Here is a 22267-nt window from a genome sequence, read left to right on the forward strand (position 1 = left end):
ACCCTTTCTCCTTTTTACCCCAGTGTTCTTACGAGATAGACATCGTTACAACAACCGCTCACCGCATTAAAAATATGGCGTGCTTGTCGTTCGCGTTGTGCAAAACCGTATACAGTTGGGCCGCTCCCGCTCATCAATGCACCATCCGCACCGTTATTCAGCATATTCGTTTTGATTTTAGCAATTTCGGGTTGGAGTTGCATAGAAACAGGCTCTAAGCGGTTAGACAAACTTTTGCATAGCGCATCATAGTCATTTGCTTCTATCGCTTTTAAACATTGTTGCGTATGAACTGGAAACGGTTGACTCAAATCTAACCCTCCATAAATCTCAGGTGTCGATAGGCCGGCTTGTGGTTTCGCAACAATGACCCAAGCTGAAGGGGTTTTCGCTAAAATTTCAAGAATTTCGCCACGCCCTTTACAAAGTGCCGTTGTACCATGCACACAAAACGGGACATCTGAACCAATCACCGCTGAAAGTTCGCTTAATTCATCAAGAGAACGATTTAATTCAAACAAACGATTCATCCCGCGCATAGTTGCTGCTGCATCACTTGAGCCGCCTGCAAGACCCGCTGCAACAGGAATGTTTTTTTCTAAAGTAATCGTTACACCTTGCTTAATTTTATAAGTTTCTTTCATCAAAAGTGCTGCTCGATACGCTAAATTACGGTCATCAGAAGGAATAAATGTTTCATCAACTTTTAAAACGATACGCGAATCATTTCTTTTTTCAAATGACAGCCAATCGTTCAAATCAATCGTCGTCATAATCATTTCAACTTCATGATAACCGTCATCTCTTTTGTACAAAGTATCCAATGTCAAATTGATTTTAGCAGGAGCTGTTTCATAAATCATTCCAATTTCCTCTTTCCAAATGGTATTACTGTGATTTTAACACATAACCGTTTCAAAGTGCGCTCATACAGATTAAAATTGTACCTCGTTTGGCATACGCGCAACATATCGCCGAACGGTTGATTCTTTTTATATTTATCCTACAAGATTGCCGAACCCTTTCATATGCCATGCCGCAACACGTCAACACTCGATTGAACACGACGCATTTTCAACTTCAGCCGCTCCAACAGGCGTCTCGGATAGTTTTTAATAAGCCCTTGATTGATGAATGATAAGCGACGAGACGAATAACTTGATTCAAGCATTTGAATTATTTTTTTCAGTATAGTGAAACAGCTAATATTTTATCATTATAGCCGGTCTCACTCGCGTTTACATGTCCAGCATCTTCTATATGACAAAAATACATCGCTTTAGTTTAACAAGGATGGCGTAAATTAAAAAGTTTGATGCAAGCTATTTTCATCATCATTGACGTGATGCAACAGGCAAAAAACGCAAAACGTTGTCCATTTGCCCAATCGCATGACGGACTCATTAGGGCAATGATGAACATCACAACACAATAAAAAACCACTCTACTCACGACAGTAGAATGGTTATTATGTAGATAGTCTCTGTATTTTTATTGTGCGATTACTTCTTGTTGTAACTCATCTTCTACAAATGATACTTGAACATTTTCAGTCAATACATCTGCATAAGTATAAGATACACGTTCAAAATTATGTTTCTCTGGGTCCAATTCTACAACGAACACTGACGGGTATGTCTCAGTTAGCACGCCGCAACGTTCAATTGTTTTTTTGCGACCTCCATTAGCTTTAAGTACAATACGATTTCCTAATTGACAATCAAGAGAGTTTTTGATGTCTCCAATAGATTTTGGCATATTGCTCCACCTCGCTACAAGTGTATTATAACACATCTCGAAGTGTTTCGTCAAATAAAATTTTAATTTTAGCAAGGTGGAAAGCCGTTGTCAATCAATTTACAAAGATAAATTTGGGAAATTTTCCAATTCCGCATACAAACGTGCATATTCTTGTATCGATAGTGTTTCACCGCGTCGTTTCGGGTCTATTCCCGCCTGCTCAAGCCATTGTAAAATCGTATCTTTCCGTTCTTTACCATTTTCAAATAACGTCTGATAATTGTTATAAATGGTTTTTCGTCTTTGGCTAAACGCACCTTTCGTCATTTTGAAAAACGCATTCGGATTATCCACATCCACGATTGGCGTGTCACGTTTCATTAATTTAACGACAATCGAATCCACATTCGGCGGTGGCATAAAGACCGTTTTCGGTACTGTGAGCACTCTAGACGTCTCCGTATAATATTGCGCCACAATAGATAATGAGCCGTACGCTTTGGTACCGACTTGTGCGTTTAAACGCTCGCCGACTTCTTTTTGCATCATCACCACATAACCGTCAATATTTAAATCTTGCTCAAGTAACGTTATTAAAATCGGTGTCGTAATGTAATAAGGCAAATTGGCAACGACCATAATTTTCTCACAGTGAGATAAATGCTGTTGAATCGCCTCGGCCACGTTCGCCTTTAAAATATCTTCGTTAATGACCGTCACATTGTCATAAGGCGATAATGTATCGTCAAGCACAGGAATAAGTCGTTGATCGATTTCAAACGCTAAAACATGTTGTGCATTTTTAGCAAGCTGTTCTGTGAGCGAACCCATCCCAGGACCAATTTCAATGACACCTGTCGTCGCATCAATACCACTCGCATCGATAATACGGTTAATAATATTCACATCAATTAAAAAGTTTTGACCTAAACTCTTTTTAAAATTAAAGCCATATTGATTTAATAGTGCACGTGTTCTCGACGGCGTGGCAATATCTTTATCATGCATCTCTTTACTCCTCTTCTTCTAATGCTCGACGTACATCCGCTTCTGTATAGCCGAATGCATTAAGCTTTTTTAATAGTTGTTTCCCGTTAGAATGACCAATGTGTAGACGTTTGCCTAGAAGGTTGCGGCGGTATCTTGCAGCAGGACCAATGATTAAACCTAAATCAATGAGCACATCTTTACTAATCGTTTCTTGCGCTTCAGATAAAGGCGTCGACACGTGCATGAGTGCATCACGAATATCTTCTAGACTGGCATGTTCAACACCAATTTTCCCACGCTTATTTTTAGCGCGTTCACGGTCAATAAATGCATGTTTCACACCCGGAACCGTTTCACGAATCGTCGTTCTAATTTTATCACCCGGGAAATCAGGGTCTGTTAATACAATCACACCGCGCGTCTCTTGGGCTTGACGTATGACATCTAAAATATTTTGGTCAATCGCGCTCCCATTCGTTTCAATCGTATCGCACGTCACAGCCCGTTGCACACGCTCTGTATCATCACGGCCTTCTACTACAATAAATTCATTGATTTTCACCATTGCACCTTCTTTATGTTTGTTATCATGTTTGTTTCATGATAACCCAAATAATTTTTCTGCATTTTCCGTTGTTTGGCGTGCCACCTCTTCATAAGAAATACCACGTAACTGCGCAATTTCTTCAGCAACTAATGCAACACGCGCAGGTTCATTACGTTTACCACGGTATGGGTGTGGTGTTAAATATGGCGCATCTGTTTCGACAAGTAGACGTTCCAATGGCACATGTTTTGCCACTTCTTTAGGTTGTTTCGCATTTTTAAACGTCACAGGTCCACCTAATGAAATGTGGAAATTCAATTTGTTAATCACCACATCAGCAATTTCTGGTGAACCACTGAAACTATGCATAATACCGCCGACTTCTTCAGCATGCTCTTCCATTAAAATATCAATACAATCTTGCGTCGCTTCTCGGTTATGAATCACGATAGGCAACTTCACACGTTTCGCTAACGCAATTTGTTTGCGGAACACTTCTTTTTGAACCTCTTTCGGCGACTTGTCCCAGTGATAATCTAAGCCCATTTCACCAATACCAATGACTTTAGGGTGCGCCGATAACTTTTCAATCCACGCTAAACGCTCCTCCGTAAAGTCAATCGCATCAACTGGGTGCCAGCCAATAATCGCATAAATAAAATCATAGTCCTCTATCAATTGCATCGCGCGTTCAATTGTTTTCGTATCAAAACCGACAACAAACATGCGATCCACACCAGCATCTAACGCTCGTTGAATCACATCTTCTAGGTCTTTATCGTATTGATCCGCATTCAAATGCACATGAGTATCAATTAACATAAAAATCCTCCTCCATCTATCTAAATCGCACGTTCACATTCACGCATTACTTCACTATTACCACGATTCACACCATGCCACACATCAACGAAACACCTTTCACCTCTAGGCTCTCCCCTCAAAAACTGAAGGATGATGTGATGGGGTTTTATTTAATGATGTGCAGTTTAGTTTCAATCACACCAACTACCATTCATCAATTTGAGACACTTACCCAGACTGCAAGAATCGTGCAAGACTCCTGAGGGATCAGACGCGGCCGAAAATCCAATTTGGCTTCCATTCAGTGTACACTTTAATCAAGCCAAATTGAGTTGAGACAAGTCCCCTAAGAAAGCGCAACACGATTCAACAATCTGAAGGTTGCTCTCACTGTTAATGTAAACTTATGTTCCTAATCTGAAACAAAAGAGTGAGACACATCGAACCTGCCGTCTCACTCCTCACTCATTCCATTCACACCCTACTTAATCACAGCACCATTCGGCACCGCATTCGGTAAACTAATCAACGTCAACACATCATCTTTCTCCGCAGACAAAATCATCCCTTCAGACTTTTGTCCCATCAACTTCGCAGGCTTCAAATTCGTCACTACGGCAACTTTTTTACCAATAATATCATCTGGCTCATAAAATTGCGCAATACCTGAAATGATTTGACGTTTTTCATTATGAAGATCTACTTGAATTTTTAATAACTTATTAGATTTTTTAACCTTCTCAGCATCGATAATCGTCGCTGCCTTAATTTCCACTTTATCAAAATCTTTAATATCAATTTGTGCTTTGGCAGGCACTTCTTCCTCAACGTTATCTTCTTTTGGTGGTTGCATTGATGCCTTAATATAGCTCACTTCCGCTTCCACATCGAGACGTGGGAAAATCGGTTGTGGTTTGGCTGTCACTATAATCGGTTCTGTCAATTGACCGTATGTTGCCAAGCCCTCAAAGCCGTGTAATGCTTCGTTATGAATATGAAGTTGTTCGAAAATTTGATAAGGGGCATGTGTTAAAAATGGACGTAATAACACTGCCGCAAAGCGAATATTTTCAACGAGATGCGCCATCACATTACCTAACGCTGCTTTTTGAGATTCGTCTTTTGCTAAAATCCAAGGTGTTGTTTCGTCAATATATTTATTCGTACGACTGATCAACTTCCAAACTGTTGATAACGCGACAGAGAACTGCAACTTATCCATACTTTCATGATAAACTTGTACCGTATCCAACGCCATTTGTTCCATTTCTTCATCTAATTCATGCGTTGGACCTTGATATGCAGGTAGTTCGCCATCAAAATATTTATTAATCATCGAAATTGTACGGTTGACTAAGTTACCTAAATCATTCGCCAAATCAAAGTTCGTACGATCCACGAAAGCTTCAGGTGTAAAGACGCCGTCAGAACCGAATGGCAATTCACGCATTAAATAGTAACGTGTCGCATCTAAACCATATCGATCAATCAGCACGTTCGGATCCATGACATTGCCTTTAGACTTACTCATTTTGCCGTCTTTCATCAATACCCAACCGTGTGCGAACACTTTTTTAGGTAATGGTAAATCCAATGCCATTAAAATAATCGGCCATATAATAGAGTGGAAACGTACAATCTCTTTCGCCATTAAATGAATATCTGCTGGCCAATATTGACGGAATAAACTGTCGTCATCTGTTAAGTAACCGAGCGCAGAAATATAGTTCACAAGCGCATCTAACCATACATAAACGACGTGTTTCGGATTAGAAGGCACTTTGACGCCCCAGTTAAAAGACGTACGTGATACAGCCAAGTCTTCTAAGCCTGGTTTAATAAAGTTATTGATCATTTCATTTTTTCGTGAAGGGGGCTGAATGAACTCTGGGTGCGCATCATAAAACGCTAATAAACGGTCAGTATAGTTGGATAACTTGAAGAAATAGCTTTCCTCTTTCACCAATTCCACTTCATGACCTGAGTCTGGACTTTTACCACCCACAATTTTACCGTCTAAATATACAGGGTCTACCAGTTGTGTTTCAGTGTAAAACGTTTCGTCCGGTACTGAATACCAACCTTCATATTCCCCTAAATAGATGTCGCCTTTTTCTAATAACTTTTCAAAGATTTTTTCAACGACTTCTGTATGGCGACGCTCTGTAGTACGAATAAAGTCATCATTGGAAATATCTAACTTTTCCCATAATGCTTTAATATCTTTAATCATACCATCTAAATAATCGAGCTCTGACATTCCTGCATTTTGAGCTTTTTCTTGAATTTTTTGACCGTGCTCATCAGTCCCAGTTAAATAGCGTACATCAAAGCCTTGTAAACGTTTATAACGCGCAATGACATCGCCTGCTACTGTTGAATACGCGTGTCCAATGTGTAAATTACCACTCGGATAGTATATCGGTGTTGTAATATAAAAAGTATCTTTCACCATCAACGCTCCTCCTCAATTCTTATCTTATCTAATATATCTAAAATTTAGTTGTTTTTCAATGTTGCAACCTATTTGTCTTACGGTGTATCACTAATGAATATCATGAAAAATGTTGTAGACGGCCTTGCTTGACATTTCGCGTTCTTGTGCGACTTTTTTAATCGCCGCTTTCGGTTTCATGCCTTCATCAATGTAATGTGTCACGTGGTCTTCAACGGACAGCGCTTCAAACCATGCCGTTTCTTCGATTGGCGCAGCACCCTCGATAATAACGACAAATTCCCCACGTAACGGAATGTCTGTTTCTAATTGTTCGAGCAATGTTGTGACTGGTGCTGTCATAATTTGTTCAAACTTCTTCGTTAACTCTCGTCCAAGCGTCACTGTCCGTTCAGCATCAATTTGAGCAATGGCTTCGAGCGTATCTTTCACACGGTGCGGTGATTCATACAATAACAATGTACTGTCTTGATACATTCTCGTTTCAAGTAAAGCCGTTTTGTCACGCGTTTTGCGAGGTAAAAATCCTAAAAATGTATATGTAAATGAAGGTAAACCACTGGCCATCAATGCGGTCAAACCTGCATTCGGCCCAGGAATTGGCACCACTGTTACACCTTGTTCACGTGCACGAACAACCAATTCATACCCCGGATCTGAAATCAATGGCAAGCCCGCATCAGATACCAAAGCGATATTTTTTCCTACCACTAACATGTCAATTAAAGTTTCAGTTTCCTGTTCTTTATTATGGTCATGGTACGATTTTAAAGGTGTTGCAATCTCAAAATGATGACACAATTTTTTTGTCACACGTGTATCTTCACAAGCGATGAGATCCACCTGCTGTAACGTATGAATCGCTCGGAATGTCATATCTTCTAAATTTCCGATAGGCGTACCGACTAAATAGAGCTCTCCCATGTTATCGCTCCTCAATTAATTGTATTTTTTGTTGTCGCGTCAATTTTTTAATCGCATGTTCTCGCTTTAATGCTTCTGATTTCGTCTCAAAAATTTCATGATAACGTAATTTTACCGGTCGTCTCGTTTTTGTATATTTCGCACCTTTACCTTCATTATGTTTGACGAGGCGCGCTTCCAAATCATTTGTATACCCAGTATAAAATGTCGCATCATTGCATTGCACGATATACGTATAATGTTTAGCCATAATAAATCTCCTTCATTTCTGGCGTATAGTCACCTTGCTCATCATAAATATAAAAAGGCGGTGCAATATCGATGCCTTGACGTCCCCCTTTTCGACCTTCAACGACAATCGTCTGTGCGGCTTTTCCAGGCTTACTATAAATCATATGCAAACGTTTCGGTTCAATACGATAATGACGCATAGATTCAAACAAATCCAACATCCGTTCTGCACGATGCACCATCACAATTCGGCCCCCTTCTTTTAACAAATGATTGCTAACACGCAAACAATCATCCAACGTACAATAAATTTCATGTCGCGCAATTTTGTGGGCTTCAAGTTGATGTTGATTCGTTTGATTCGCTTTAAAATAAGGGGGATTGCAAGTGATTAAATCAAACTGTGCTGGGGCATATGCTTGAATGAGCGCATTAATATCCATTTCAACCATTGTAATACAGTCTTCTAAATGATTGTATTGAATACTGCGCTCTGCCATATCAACGAGCTGCGGCTGAATTTCCACACCTGTAATCACGTTGTTTCCTTTGTCCGACAACAATAACGGAATCACCCCATTACCTGCGCACATATCTAAAATGCGATCTCGTTTTCTCACTTCTGTAAAATGACCTAATAGAAGTGCATCTGTAGAAAAAGAAAAGACCGCATCATTTTGAATAATGCGTAAATCTTCTCGTATTAAATAATCCAGTCTTTCACCAGGTTGTAACATCACAGCACCTCTATTCTTGCTTCTCATTCAGCACATTGAGACAAAACATACAATCCTCGCCATGACGATGTTTACCGAATACATCATGACAAATATGGAAACCTTCATGATATAGTTTCGCAAAATATTCACGACTTTGACGCTGCTTTTTCACAGGTTTTTGAGGCGCTACTTCTGCTTCTTGAACATGCGCTGCTTCCACATTTTCTCGTTCTTGTTGCATCAATGTTTTAAAGTTATCATTTTCTAGTTGTAAGGCTACATTTTCTTCCACTAGCTCTACAGTCAGTGCCTTTAACTCTTGCATGCTTTCATTCAGGCGCGCGACATGTTGTTCTAACTGCATTAAGCGAGCGAATAATTCGTTTCGATCCAACAGATGTACCTCCTTATTTTAATGTTTCTAGCTCTTCAATATGGTATTCCATCAATTGTTCCATGCCATCTAGTCGCACTTGCATTGATACATCAATAATATTTAGACTGACGACTTCACCATGTCCTTCTGGTGTTTGAATACGTGTCCCTACATCTGGTAACTGTTCACGTGCTGATTCATAAAAATCATTTTCGAATTTCAAACAACACATTAAACGCCCACATGCACCCGAAATTTTAGTCGGATTTAATGATAAATTTTGATCTTTCGCCATTTTAATTGACACTGGTTCAAAATCTCCTAAAAACGTTGCACAACATAGTGAACGCCCACACGGACCAATACCACCGAGCAATTTTGCTTCATCACGTACACCAATTTGACGCAATTCGATACGTGTTTTTAAACGCTGCGCCAACATACGCACTAATTTTCGGAAATCGATACGTTCATCCGCTGTGAAATTAAAAATGATTTTAGAACGGTCTAAAATGTATTCACAATTCACGACGCGCATCTCCAGACCCAATTGTTCAACAAAAGCCTTACACATGTCCGCCGCTCGAGCTGCATCCACTTCATTTTTTTCATATTGGATTAAGTCCGCTTCCGTTGCGACACGTAAAACAGGCTTTAATGGCAGTGTGACGTCTTGCTCCGATACATCTCTCGGCGCATGTCTCACAACACCTAATTCGTGGCCACGCTTAGATTCCACCACGACATACTGCCCTATTGTGAGTGAAGTTGTATTCGGCGCATAATATTCTAATGTGTTGGCCTTTTCAAAATAAATCCCTACAACAGCATGCATCAGCGTCACCCTTTCACTTTGATTGCAATTTGCTCAAATACTAGCGTGGCATTCACGTTTTGATTGAGCTTTTTATGTGCTTCTGTTATTTGTTCTATGATATAGGTTAAATGGTGATAACTCAACTGTGTCACCAATGTCTCATATTCTGACTGCAACTCCGAAAATGTAATCCAGTTCACCATGCCCACTTTGACGTACATTAAATCTTGGAAAAACGCATTCATTCCAGATAGCGCCAACAATTGTAACTGTCTCGTTTTCGCATGTTTCATCAATTCCACAACACCAATCAATGCCATCTCACGTTGCTTTAACAATTTATAACACCATTGTAAAAGCATTTTGCGCATCGGTGCTAATTCAACATTTTCATGAAGTTGTAGCGCCACTTCAAGTTGTGTCGTATACGTACTTAACAACTCTGCAATAGGCACAGTTATCGTTTCATCTTGCTCGGTCAATCGCGACACAAATGTAGCACGTGACATCGGCTTAAAATACACATGCTGACAACGAGAATGAATCGTATCTAAAATTTGTTCAGGTTTGGTTGTCGTAATGATCGCAATCGTATTTTTCGGCGGTTCTTCTAAAAACTTCAGAATACTATTCTCACCTTGAATCGTTAATTTTTCAAAGTCTTGGATAATATAAACTTTATAATCACCTTCAATAGGCAATTGGTTCATGTGATGTACTAAGTTTTCGACTTGTTCCTTTTTGAGCGTCGTCTCATCTGTCATCACATATTGAAAGTCGGGATGGTTTTGTACTTCGACTTTCAAGCGACATCGTTCTTCATCTTGACATAAAATTAACTGCGCAAAGGTTATAGCGGTCGTCTTCATTGCTTCAGCGTCATCACCTTCGAATAAATAGGCATGTGACAGTTTTTGATTGTGATAGGCTTTGGTGAGTTGTTCGATTACTTCCATTAACCTTGCGCTCCTTTTGTAAAGATATTGATGTATATAGATATGAGATACTACTCCATTTTACCGCAATATGTGTGTATAGACTATGACTTTATTTCATTCGTAAACAACTTGATTGGATTTACATTTATTAAGGAAATGATCAGACTTTTGTTGGGGTAACTATAGACTGATGAGCATCCGTTTCAATAAAAAAAGGTTGCGACAATACATATGACTTGTTGGGGTCATACTGTCACAACCTTCCTTGCTATTTTAAAATTGATGGAACGATTCGACTGGCATGACAAAGACTGTTGCGCCACCGACTTCTACTTCAACAGGATATGGGATGTAAGAATCTGCGCTGCCTCCCATTGGCGTAATAGGCGATACAAGTTGTTCTCTATTGCCACATGAGCCGCCGATGAGTTCAAGTATTTCCTCCACGCGATCATCTTCCACACCGCTTAAAAATGTTGTATTACCCGCACGCAAGAAGCCACCCGTCGTTGCTAATTTTGTTGCACGAAAATTGTTTTCAACGAGTTTGTCTGCAAGTTCTTGACTATCTTGGTCTTGAACAATTGCTATAATCATTTTCATTTTTCTAACACCTCTTGGAGTTTAGTATAACATATCTGAATACATGACTTCACTTTGTATCAAACGCCATTACTGTACGTTCATTTTACGCTGAATCGCTTGTAATGTCGCAGCCACAACTTGCTCAATCGGTTGATTCGCATTAATGACCGCAAAACGTTGAGGATCTTGTGCGATGAGTTGCTGATACCCTTCCACCACACGCTCATGAAATGCCACGCTTTCTTTATCTAAACGATTTTGTGCGCGGCGATTACTTTCAATACGCGCTCGACCGTCTTCAGCTGGAATATCCAAATAAATCGTTAAATCCGGATAACGCCCCTCAATCGCAAAATCATTAATGGTTTGTACTTCTTTTACCCCAATTTGACGGGCATAACCTTGATACGCTAAAGAACTGTCGATAAAACGGTCACAAATGACGAGTTTTCCTTGTGCTAATGCCGGAAGTACTTTCGCAACAAGATGTTCTCTTCTCGCAGCCGCAAACAATAAAGCTTCTGTCCGCGCATCCATCGTTTCTCCATCTAATAGAATTTGACGAATCGTTTCAGCTGTTTGTACGCCCCCTGGCTCTCGTGTCGTCATGACGTCATAGTGTTGCGCTAATTGTTCCGAAACTGCTTGAACAACAGTCGTTTTCCCTGAACCTTCTGGACCTTCAATTGTGATAAACAGAGACATTTTCATTCATCCTTCACTGTGATTTTGCCATCCGTAAGACCTTCCACACGAAAGCCTCTAGACTGCCAATATTCTATTAATTTTATCATATCTGTTGTCACTATTTCTCCTTTTAACAGTGACGGAATGCCAGGTGGATACGGCGTCAAATGTTGCGCTAATGTATACCCTTCAGCTTTTTGATAAGGAATAGAGCGCGATGGATGCATTCCAATTGTTTGATATGCACTCGGTTTCGTAAATAAATACGGTGGCTTGTCATAAGATGATTTTACTCCTGGCGTCAAGATTATTCGTTCAATCCTTTCGAGCAGTTGTTCAAAAGGAAATCGATCTTGATCATGCCATAACGGTAAAACCCACAACACCGCATTTTCATCCGACAGTTCAACATCAATCGCCTGTGTTTCCATTTGCGCTTGTAACGATGAACCTGTCAAGCCTTCATATCGAATTAACAATTTCAACGGATCTTGCGGCGTGATAACTGTTAACCCTTTATTTTTAAGTGCTGCAATGAGTTGTTTTCTTTTTTCAAAAAATAACGTACTGTCATACGATTCATAAAATGCTTGGGCAGCTTCTAAACTTTCCATAAGCAAATAAGACGGGCTAGAAGATTGAAATACTTGTAAACCATGCTCAATCCATTCACGATAAGGGGCATCTTTATGTATCCATAACACCGAGCTCATCGTCAAACTCGGCAACGTTTTATGATAAGATTGCACAACGTAGTCCGCCCCCGCTTGCATACTTGACTCTGGAAAGCCAGGTAAATCAAAATGAGCACCATGCGCCTCGTCGACAAGAACAGGAACATTGAATTGATGAAATTGTTCAACAACATGCGCCACATCAAACGTTTCACCATAATAATTCGGATAAGTCACCACACCTAATTTTGTATGTGCCAAGTCAGTTGTCCCAACGTCAGGTTTCGAATATTGTCCTGTTTTCTCACTCACGGACGTCGCCAAAATTTGCGCACTTTGTTGTCCTAATTCCAATGCATGAAACACTGATTTATGAACATTTCGCGCAATACTGACATCTCCTTGAATCGACGCAACAGCATGAATGACTGCGAGTATACCACTTGTCGTCCCATTCACTAAATAGTAACCCCGATAATCCGGATGTTTATTTAATTGCGCCATACTTTCATATAAAACGTCTTCCGCATGATGAAGATTATCAAAACCTGTGATCTCCGTAATGTCATTTAGGACTTGTGTCATTAAAAGATCACCGATTGTCCCATTTTTATGCCCGGGGACATGCATCGAAATCGGTTGACGTTCTTGCCATTTCAGCATTTTCGCTCTTAATGGTTGTTGCACCCATACCCCTCCTTTCTTTTACGTATTGAAATCGTTTCGTAACACCCTGATTTTAACACATCTCACATTTACCTAATAGAGGCAGATCAACACTGGTAAAGGGGCACCCCATGGACAGATAAAGAAAAAAAGCCCCGAAACAATAAAGATTGCTTCGAAGCTTTTGAAATAACCTGGCACCGTCCTACTCTCGCGGAACGTAAGTCCGACTACCATCGGCGCTAAAGAGCTTAACTTCTGTGTTCGGCATGGGAACAGGTGTGACCTCTTTGCCATTAGCACCAGATTAAGTTGTAGAATGTTATACATTCAAAACTAGATAGTAAGTATATTTATCACAAGCATTACCTTATGAACAATTATTTGATTAAGTCTTCGATCGATTAGTATTCGTCAGCTCCACGTATCGCTACGCTTCCACCTCGAACCTATTAACCTCATCATCTTTGAGGGATCTTATAACCAAAGTTGGGAAATCTCATCTCGAGGGGGGCTTCATGCTTAGATGCTTTCAGCACTTATCCCGTCCATACATAGCTACCCAGCTATGCCGTTGGCACGACAACTGGTACACCAGAGGTATGTCCATCCCGGTCCTCTCGTACTAAGGACAGCTCCTCTCAAATTTCCTACGCCCACGACGGATAGGGACCGAACTGTCTCACGACGTTCTGAACCCAGCTCGCGTACCGCTTTAATGGGCGAACAGCCCAACCCTTGGGACCGACTACAGCCCCAGGATGCGATGAGCCGACATCGAGGTGCCAAACCTCCCCGTCGATGTGAACTCTTGGGGGAGATAAGCCTGTTATCCCCGGGGTAGCTTTTATCCGTTGAGCGATGGCCCTTCCATGCGGAACCACCGGATCACTAAGTCCGTCTTTCGACCCTGCTCGACTTGTAGGTCTCGCAGTCAAGCTCCCTTATGCCTTTACACTCTATGAATGATTTCCAACCATTCTGAGGGAACCTTTGAGCGCCTCCGTTACTCTTTAGGAGGCGACCGCCCCAGTCAAACTGCCCGCCTGACACTGTCTCCCAGCACGATAAGTGCTGCGGGTTAGAAATCCAATACAATTAGGGTAGTATCCCACCAATGCCTCCACGTAAGCTAGCGCTCACGCTTCTAAGGCTCCTACCTATCCTGTACAAACTGTACCGAATTTCAATATCAGGCTACAGTAAAGCTCCACGGGGTCTTTCCGTCCTGTCGCGGGTAACCGGCATCTTCACCGGTACTATGATTTCACCGAGTCTCTCGTTGAGACAGTGCCCAAATCGTTACGCCTTTCGTGCGGGTCGGAACTTACCCGACAAGGAATTTCGCTACCTTAGGACCGTTATAGTTACGGCCGCCGTTTACTGGGGCTTCGATTCGTAGCTTCGCTTGCGCTAACCACTCCTCTTAACCTTCCAGCACCGGGCAGGCGTCAGCCCCTATACGTCACCTTACGGTTTAGCAGAGACCTGTGTTTTTGATAAACAGTCGCTTGGGCCTATTCACTGCGGCTCTTCGAAGCGTGAACCTCAAAGAGCACCCCTTCTCCCGAAGTTACGGGGTCATTTTGCCGAGTTCCTTAACGAGAGTTCGCTCGCTCACCTTAGAATTCTCATCTTGACTACCTGTGTCGGTTTGCGGTACGGGCACCATTATTCTAGCTAGAGGCTTTTCTCGGCAGTGTGAAATCAACGACTCGAGGAACAAGTTCCTCTCCCCATCACAGCTCAATCTTAAGAGTGCCGGATTTGCCTAACACTCAATCTCACTGCTTGGACGTGCACTCCAACAGCACGCTTCGCCTATCCTACTGCGTCCCCCCATCGCTTAAAACGAATCATGGTGGTACAGGAATATCAACCTGTTATCCATCGCCTACGCCTGTCGGCCTCAGCTTAGGACCCGACTAACCCAGAGCGGACGAGCCTTCCTCTGGAAACCTTAGTCAATCGGTGGACGGGATTCTCACCCGTCTTTCGCTACTCACACCGGCATTCTCACTTCTAAGCGCTCCACATGTCCTTGCGATCATGCTTCAACGCCCTTAGAACGCTCTCCTACCATTGTCCAAAGGACAATCCACAGCTTCGGTAATATGTTTAGCCCCGGTACATTTTCGGCGCAGTGTCACTCGACTAGTGAGCTATTACGCACTCTTTAAATGATGGCTGCTTCTAAGCCAACATCCTAGTTGTCTGGGCAACGCCACATCCTTTTCCACTTAACATATATTTTGGGACCTTAGCTGGTGGTCTGGGCTGTTTCCCTTTCGAATATGGACCTTATCACCCACATTCTGACTCCCAAGTTAAATTATTTGGCATTCGGAGTTTGTCTGAATTCGGTAACCCGAGAGGGGCCCCTCGTCCAAACAGTGCTCTACCTCCAATAATCATCACTTGAGGCTAGCCCTAAAGCTATTTCGGAGAGAACCAGCTATCTCCAAGTTCGATTGGAATTTCTCCGCTACCCTCAGTTCATCCGCTCACTTTTCAACGTAAGTCGGTTCGGTCCTCCATTCAGTGTTACCTGAACTTCAACCTGACCAAGGGTAGATCACCTGGTTTCGGGTCTACGACCAAATACTCATTCGCCCTATTCAGACTCGCTTTCGCTACGGCTCCACATTTTCTGCTTAACCTTGCATCAGATCGTAACTCGCCGGTTCATTCTACAAAAGGCACGCCATCACCCATTAACGGGCTCTGACTACTTGTAAGCACACGGTTTCAAGTTCTCTTTCACTCCCCTTCCGGGGTACTTTTCACCTTTCCCTCACGGTACTGGTTCACTATCGGTCACTAGAGAGTATTTAGCCTTAGGAGATGGTCCTCCCAGATTCCGACGGAATTTCACGTGCTCCGTCGTACTCAGGATCCACTCAAGAGAGAATTCATTTTCGACTACAGGATTATTACCTTCTATGATTAACCTTTCCAGGTTATTCGTCTAACAAATTCTTTTGTAACTCCGTACAGAGTGTCCTACAACCCCAATAAGCAAGCTTATTGGTTTGGGCTCTTCCCGTTTCGCTCGCCGCTACTCAGGGAATCGATTTTTCTTTCTCTTCCTCCGGGTACTAAGATGTTTCAGTTCTCCGGGTCTGCCTTCTTGCATGCTATGTATTCACATGCAGATAACACGACATAACTCGTGCTGGGTTTCCCCATTCGGAAATCTCTGGATCAAAGCTTACTTACAGCTCCCCAAAGCATATCGTCGTTAGTAACGTCCTTCATCGGCTTCTAGTGCCAAGGCATCCACCGTGCGCCCTTAATAACTTAATCTAAACGTTATGATAAACGCTCGCATTCTTCCTTATTTCTTTCTTTGCTTGTTCATTTACGAAAAGTAAACTTCACTGCGCTCATCAAGAAATGCGTTGACTGACAAGCGTTTTCATCAACGTTTGTGCAATCAAAATACGATGCTTACCATCACCAGTTATTAATTATGTGAGTCGTCAAATGACGACTAGCGATAATTTTTGTTTCAAGCTTTTAAACGCTTGTCACTCGGTTTTGCTTGGTAAAATCTATACTTACTTATCTAGTTTTCAATGTACAAATCATTCTGAATCCTCAAATAAATGAGCATTCAAAACTGAATACAATATGTCACGTTAATCCGCTTATCACCTAATGGTGATATTCCGTATATTATCCTTAGAAAGGAGGTGATCCAGCCGCACCTTCCGATACGGCTACCTTGTTACGACTTCACCCCAATCATTTGTCCCACCTTCGACGGCTAGCTCCAAATGGTTACTCCACCGGCTTCGGGTGTTACAAACTCTCGTGGTGTGACGGGCGGTGTGTACAAGACCCGGGAACGTATTCACCGTAGCATGCTGATCTACGATTACTAGCGATTCCAGCTTCATGTAGTCGAGTTGCAGACTACAATCCGAACTGAGAACAACTTTATGGGATTTGCTTGACCTCGCGGTTTTGCTGCCCTTTGTATTGTCCATTGTAGCACGTGTGTAGCCCAAATCATAAGGGGCATGATGATTTGACGTCATCCCCACCTTCCTCCGGTTTGTCACCGGCAGTCAACTTAGAGTGCCCAACTGAATGATGGCAACTAAGCTCAAGGGTTGCGCTCGTTGCGGGACTTAACCCAACATCTCACGACACGAGCTGACGACAACCATGCACCACCTGTCACTTTGTCCTCCGAAGAGGAAAACTCTATCTCTAGAGCGGTCAAAGGATGTCAAGATTTGGTAAGGTTCTTCGCGTTGCTTCGAATTAAACCACATGCTCCACCGCTTGTGCGGGTCCCCGTCAATTCCTTTGAGTTTCAGTCTTGCGACCGTACTCCCCAGGCGGAGTGCTTAATGCGTTAGCTGCAGCACTAAGGGGCGGAAACCCCCTAACACTTAGCACTCATCGTTTACGGCGTGGACTACCAGGGTATCTAATCCTGTTTGATCCCCACGCTTTCGCACATCAGCGTCAGTTACAGACCAGAAAGCCGCCTTCGCCACTGGTGTTCCTCCATATCTCTGCGCATTTCACCGCTACACATGGAATTCCACTTTCCTCTTCTGCACTCAAGTTTTCCAGTTTCCAATGACCCTCCACGGTTGAGCCGTGGGCTTTCACATCAGACTTAAAAAACCGCCTACGCGCGCTTTACGCCCAATAATTCCGGATAACGCTTGCCACCTACGTATTACCGCGGCTGCTGGCACGTAGTTAGCCGTGGCTTTCTGGTTAGGTACCGTCAAGATGTGCACAGTTACTTACACATTTGTTCTTCCCTAACAACAGAGCTTTACGATCCGAAGACCTTCATCACTCACGCGGCGTTGCTCCGTCAGGCTTTCGCCCATTGCGGAAGATTCCCTACTGCTGCCTCCCGTAGGAGTCTGGACCGTGTCTCAGTTCCAGTGTGGCCGATCACCCTCTCAGGTCGGCTACGTATCGTCGCCTTGGTAGGCCGTTACCCCACCAACTAGCTAATACGGCGCGGGTCCATCTATAAGTGACAGCAAAACCGTCTTTCACTGTAGAACCATGCGGTTCAACATGTTATCCGGCATTAGCCCCGGTTTCCCGGAGTTATTCCAGTCTTATAGGTAGGTTACCCACGTGTTACTCACCCGTCCGCCGCTAACATCAAAGGAGCAAGCTCCTCATCTGTTCGCTCGACTTGCATGTATTAGGCACGCCGCCAGCGTTCATCCTGAGCCAGGATCAAACTCTCCATAAAAGAAGTAAGCTTGATATAGCTCGTTGATTGTTTAAGTCAATCACTCTTGAAAGTACTTTTGAAGTACTCAAATTATCGGAATTAACGTTGACATATTGTCATTCAGTTTTCAATGTTCATTTCATTTCTTTTTTGACTCGACAAGAATTAATTATACATAAGTCATTTGATAAAGTCAACAACTTTTTTTAATTAATTTTTCGTCTTCGTTGTGGCAACTTATTGTGTCGCTCAACAAGATATAACTATACAGGCTTTTAAACAGTTTAACAATCATAAAAATTACACCATTTCAGTCACTTTGTTATATAAAGCGCACATTGTTGTTTTTTATTTTTAGGATTAATTGAAAAAGATGCAATTAAATATTCCATTTCACCCAGCCTCACCCTAATCATTACCTACGCACACATTTTAAAACCTCATCTTTTCATGCATAATATTCCAAATCGGTAACACCAAAAAAGAAAAGCAACATGAGTATTCAACAACCCATGTCGCTTTTCTTCATATTAAGATAAAACAATTACATTTCCGTACGTCCAGAAATCGCTCTCGACAATGTCACTTCATCAGCATATTCCAAATCGCCACCTACTGACAGACCTTGTGCAAGTCTCGTTACACGAATGCCCAATGGTTTAACAAGGCGTGAAATGTACATCGCTGTAGATTCACCTTCTAAATTCGGGTTCATAGCTAAAATCAACTCTTTGACCCCTTCATCCTTTAGGCGTTCTACTAAACTTGGAATATTGATGTCTTCAGGTCCGATACCATCCATAGGTGAAATCGTCCCGTGTAGCACATGATATAGCCCTTTATATTCTTTCATTTTCTCCATTGCAATCACATCTTTATCATCTTCAACGACACAAATCATTGAACGATCGCGCTGTTTGTCTTCACAAATATAACAAGGGTCTTGTTCGGTAATATGTCCGCATACACTACAATAGGTTAATTCTCGTTTGACATCCACGAGCGCTTTAGCAAATTGCACGACGTCATCTTCTTTCATATCTAGTACGTGAAATGCCAGACGTTGAGCCGTCTTAGGACCAATGCCTGGCAATTTCATGAAACTATCAATCAATTTCGATATCGGTTGAGGATAATGCATCTTACATCATTCCTGGGATGTTAAGACCTTTAGTATGTTTTCCTAAACGTTCAGCTGTTAACTCGTCTGCTTTGTTCATTGCTTCATTCGTTGCAGCTAATACTAAGTCTTGTAACATTTCTACGTCTTCTGGGTCTACTACTTCTTCGTTAATGATGACATCGACCACTTCTTTATGTCCAGAAACAACAACTTTGACCATGCCACCGCCAGCTGTTCCTTCAACGTGTTCTTCTTTTAATTTTTCTTGCTCTTCTGCCATTTTCTTTTGCATTTTTTGCATTTGTTTCATCATTTGTTGCATATTTCCGCCACCGCGCATAAATAAATCCTCCTTAATTTTCAACTCTATTATAATAAGAGTTTGTCTCTCTTAGATTCGATTTCAATTATACATACCTTTCAGTCACTTGTCATGTTTCTTCGTCCATCAGATGCACCATCTCTTCACCGAACAAATCTTTCGCAGTTTGTACGACGTCATTTTGTTGTTCAGCCGGTTTTTCCGCTTCTGATGATGTCTGTTGATTACCGCGTTTACGATTTGAAATGTAATCACTGCGCACCTGCATCCACTTATCTGCAGGGACACCGACGACTTCTACAGATTTGTTAATCATATCTTTCACGACATTTTCAATACTTTGCTTTTTCTCTTCGTCTTTTTTCAAAATTTCACAATGAATTTCTTCGTCAAATTTGATTAACACTTTATCTTCACTTGCCGCGACAGGCTCTGAATTTTGAAGCAGGCTGACGAGCGACTTTTGATTACGATCTTTCGCATATTGAATGACATCTGCCCAGCGTTCTTTAATAAGCGCAATGTCTTCTTTATTCGCTTTATCCAATACTTTCGCAATTTGTTCAACAGAATATGTCGAACCGCTTCCCCGACGTTTGGCTGGTGCTTGTGGTTTAGGTGGTGCAGTCGCTGTTGAGAAGCCTTGAGATTTTAATGTTTGTAACTCAGACTCCAATGCTTCCATTCGTCTAATCATAGCGTCATGTTGTTCAGTTGGCGCATGATTGACTACGACTTCACCTGTGCGACCCACTTCTTTCACCATTTCAGATAACTTCACGAGCAAGACTTCTAGATGGACGTTTTGATTCACACTAAATCGAATAGATACGAGTGTGTCGTTAATGACATCTATCATTTTGTATAACACTTCTAAATCGAATGACATGAGCGCGTCGTATTCCGTTTCTAATTGCGTCGTTTTTGCCATAATCGTATCTCTTACAAAATAAATCATATCATTAATAAGACGATTCACTTCTTTACCTTCACTGACGAATTGGTGATAGCGTTCGAAGGCTTCATGGACATGGCCTTGAACAATGTCTTGGAAAAGGGCGTTGAGGTCAGACTCATCCAAACTCCCCGTCACATCTAAAGCATCCTTTAATGTCAAACGTTCGTCGCCAAATGCAATCGCTTGGTCCATAATACTGAGCGCATCACGCATCCCACCTTCAGACACTTTAGCGATAAACGTCAAAGCAGCCTCATCAAACTCAATCTGTTGTTGGTGCGCTACATAACTCAAACGGTCCACGATACGGTTGGCATTAATCGCCTTGAAGTCAAAGCGTTGTGCACGCGAAATAATCGTCGGCGGTATTTTATGGGGTTCAGTCGTCGCAAGAATAAAAATGGCGTGTGCAGGCGGCTCTTCTAACGTTTTCAACAACGCATTGAACGCCCCTGTCGTCAACATATGCACCTCGTCAATAATATACACTTTATATTTCGATTCACTCGGGGCATATTTCACCTTATCACGAATATTACGAATTTCGTCGACACCATTGTTACTTGCTGCGTCAATTTCAATCACATCAGAATTGTATCCTTGTGTGATTCCTTTACAACTCGCACATTCATTACACGGTTCACCGTCATCGCGTACTTCACAGTTAATCGCTTTGGCAAATATTTTAGCGATACTCGTTTTCCCAGTACCACGTGGCCCACTAAAAATATAAGCATGCGACTGTTTACCTTTAGCAATAGCATTTTTAAGTGTTTTGGTCACATGTTCCTGTCCTACAACATCTTCAAAACTTTGAGGGCGAAACATACGATATAATGCTTGGTAATCCAATTTGGCACCTCCAAATTAACAATGGTTTCATTATAGCACGTTGCGATTGATTTGTATGGCGACATCCTATTCAAAAAAAGCTTCTGGATAGATGACTTTACCGTTGGGCGGATCCTCGAGTGTATCCCACAAAAATTTGACGCGATAATTTTCAGACGGTACATCAAATGGCGCGAAAATATGATGTGTGGCTGCTTCCTCATAGCCTAACTTTTGATAGTAATCGACATGCCCTAACACGACAATCGCTGTAAAGTTCTCAGCAAACGCACGCTCCTCTAAAGCATGAACGAGCGCTCGACCAATCCCTTTATTGCGATATTCTGCCACGACAGCTAACGGCGCTAATGCAAGTGCGGTATACGTCGTGTCGTCGTTTTGAATCGTCACTTCAGAACACATGCCGTGACCGATGATGTCGCCTTCATCCGTTTTCGCAACGACTTCTAATTCATAACGATAATTCGGTGACAAGCGAAGACGTTTGACGAGGTGTTGTTCTTGATGGTCAGATTCAGGAACATCTTCAAATGCTGTTGCAATCATTTCGTATGTTGCTTCATAATCATTTTCAGTTGGTGTACTTAAAAATATAGACATTGCTTCAACCCCTTTGCGTTAAAATAAAATATAAAAAA

19 protein-coding genes and 3 rRNA genes are annotated in these 22267 nt (G+C 41.9%); all 22 read right to left on the reverse strand.

Going from position 1 to position 22267, the window contains the following annotated elements:
• Positions 1–14: 14 nt before the first annotated feature.
• Positions 15–863, reverse strand: coding sequence for a 4-(cytidine 5'-diphospho)-2-C-methyl-D-erythritol kinase (gene ispE / locus GZH82_RS12905; protein WP_162682812.1), 849 nt, complete (start codon positions 861–863; stop codon positions 15–17).
• A 628-nt stretch (positions 864–1491) separates the two neighbouring features.
• A complete protein-coding gene (veg, locus tag GZH82_RS12910; RefSeq protein WP_019169749.1) occupies positions 1492–1758 on the reverse strand; it encodes a biofilm formation stimulator Veg in 267 nt (88 codons plus the stop codon).
• 99 nt (positions 1759–1857) lie between these two features.
• Positions 1858–2748 (reverse strand): 16S rRNA (adenine(1518)-N(6)/adenine(1519)-N(6))-dimethyltransferase RsmA, encoded by an 891-nt coding sequence (rsmA, locus tag GZH82_RS12915; RefSeq protein WP_162682813.1) that lies wholly within the window; start codon positions 2746–2748, stop codon positions 1858–1860.
• Between the two features lie 4 nt (positions 2749–2752).
• On the reverse strand, positions 2753–3292 hold the full coding sequence (gene rnmV / locus GZH82_RS12920) for a ribonuclease M5 (protein ID WP_162683072.1): 540 nt from the start codon (positions 3290–3292) through the stop codon (positions 2753–2755).
• A 36-nt stretch (positions 3293–3328) separates the two neighbouring features.
• Positions 3329–4099, reverse strand: a complete 771-nt coding sequence (locus tag GZH82_RS12925; RefSeq protein ID WP_162682814.1) for a TatD family hydrolase — start codon at positions 4097–4099, stop codon at positions 3329–3331.
• Positions 4100–4562: 463 nt separating this feature from the next.
• Positions 4563–6536 carry a methionine--tRNA ligase gene (gene metG, locus GZH82_RS12930; RefSeq protein WP_162682815.1) on the reverse strand — a complete coding sequence of 658 codons (1974 nt, stop codon included), beginning with the start codon at positions 6534–6536 and terminating at the stop codon, positions 4563–4565.
• A gap of 90 nt (positions 6537–6626) precedes the next feature.
• Positions 6627–7460, reverse strand: coding sequence for a 16S rRNA (cytidine(1402)-2'-O)-methyltransferase (rsmI, locus tag GZH82_RS12935; RefSeq protein ID WP_162682816.1), 834 nt, complete (start codon positions 7458–7460; stop codon positions 6627–6629).
• Between the two features lies 1 nt (position 7461).
• On the reverse strand, positions 7462–7710 hold the full coding sequence (locus GZH82_RS12940; RefSeq protein WP_162682817.1) for a GIY-YIG nuclease family protein: 249 nt from the start codon (positions 7708–7710) through the stop codon (positions 7462–7464).
• On the reverse strand, positions 7703–8428 hold the full coding sequence (locus tag GZH82_RS12945; protein ID WP_162682818.1) for a tRNA1(Val) (adenine(37)-N6)-methyltransferase: 726 nt from the start codon (positions 8426–8428) through the stop codon (positions 7703–7705). Before GZH82_RS12945 ends, GZH82_RS12940 begins: the two co-directional genes overlap by 8 nt.
• A gap of 10 nt (positions 8429–8438) precedes the next feature.
• Positions 8439–8804 carry a DNA replication initiation control protein YabA gene (yabA, locus tag GZH82_RS12950; protein WP_162682819.1) on the reverse strand — a complete coding sequence of 122 codons (366 nt, stop codon included), beginning with the start codon at positions 8802–8804 and terminating at the stop codon, positions 8439–8441.
• Positions 8805–8817: 13 nt separating this feature from the next.
• Positions 8818–9621, reverse strand: a complete 804-nt coding sequence (locus GZH82_RS12955; protein WP_162682820.1) for a PSP1 domain-containing protein — start codon at positions 9619–9621, stop codon at positions 8818–8820.
• A gap of 5 nt (positions 9622–9626) precedes the next feature.
• The gene (locus GZH82_RS12960) at positions 9627–10559 is read right to left on the reverse strand and encodes a DNA polymerase III subunit delta' C-terminal domain-containing protein (protein ID WP_162682821.1); all 933 of its coding nucleotides are present in this window, start codon (positions 10557–10559) and stop codon (positions 9627–9629) included.
• 255 nt (positions 10560–10814) lie between these two features.
• Entirely contained in the window at positions 10815–11144 is a 330-nt protein-coding gene (locus GZH82_RS12965; RefSeq protein WP_019166569.1) for a cyclic-di-AMP receptor, read from the reverse strand.
• A 69-nt stretch (positions 11145–11213) separates the two neighbouring features.
• Positions 11214–11831: a dTMP kinase gene (tmk, locus tag GZH82_RS12970; protein WP_162682822.1), complete on the reverse strand. Its 618-nt coding sequence runs from the start codon at positions 11829–11831 to the stop codon at positions 11214–11216.
• Between the two features lie 2 nt (positions 11832–11833).
• The gene (locus tag GZH82_RS12975; protein WP_162682823.1) at positions 11834–13174 is read right to left on the reverse strand and encodes an Orn/Lys/Arg family decarboxylase; all 1341 of its coding nucleotides are present in this window, start codon (positions 13172–13174) and stop codon (positions 11834–11836) included.
• 171 nt (positions 13175–13345) lie between these two features.
• Positions 13346–13460 (reverse strand): 5S ribosomal RNA (gene rrf, locus GZH82_RS12980).
• Positions 13461–13537: 77 nt separating this feature from the next.
• A 23S ribosomal RNA gene (locus GZH82_RS12985) occupies positions 13538–16459 on the reverse strand.
• 382 nt (positions 16460–16841) lie between these two features.
• A 16S ribosomal RNA gene (locus tag GZH82_RS12990) occupies positions 16842–18392 on the reverse strand.
• The 16S, 23S and 5S rRNA genes sit together here, the layout of an rRNA operon.
• Before the next feature lie 526 nt (positions 18393–18918).
• Positions 18919–19515, reverse strand: a complete 597-nt coding sequence (gene recR, locus GZH82_RS12995) for a recombination mediator RecR (RefSeq protein WP_014614826.1) — start codon at positions 19513–19515, stop codon at positions 18919–18921.
• 1 nt (position 19516) lies between these two features.
• Complete coding sequence (locus GZH82_RS13000; protein ID WP_019166099.1) at positions 19517–19837, reverse strand: YbaB/EbfC family nucleoid-associated protein; 321 nt, start codon at positions 19835–19837, stop codon at positions 19517–19519.
• Positions 19838–19928: 91 nt separating this feature from the next.
• Positions 19929–21629 (reverse strand): DNA polymerase III subunit gamma/tau, encoded by a 1701-nt coding sequence (gene dnaX / locus GZH82_RS13005; protein ID WP_162682824.1) that lies wholly within the window; start codon positions 21627–21629, stop codon positions 19929–19931.
• A 66-nt stretch (positions 21630–21695) separates the two neighbouring features.
• Positions 21696–22229 carry a GNAT family N-acetyltransferase gene (locus tag GZH82_RS13010; protein ID WP_162682825.1) on the reverse strand — a complete coding sequence of 178 codons (534 nt, stop codon included), beginning with the start codon at positions 22227–22229 and terminating at the stop codon, positions 21696–21698.
• Between the last annotated feature and the right edge of the window lie 38 nt (positions 22230–22267).

This window comes from Staphylococcus sp. MI 10-1553, assembly GCF_010365305.1.
In the GTDB taxonomy this organism is placed as follows: Bacteria; Bacillota; Bacilli; order Staphylococcales; family Staphylococcaceae; genus Staphylococcus.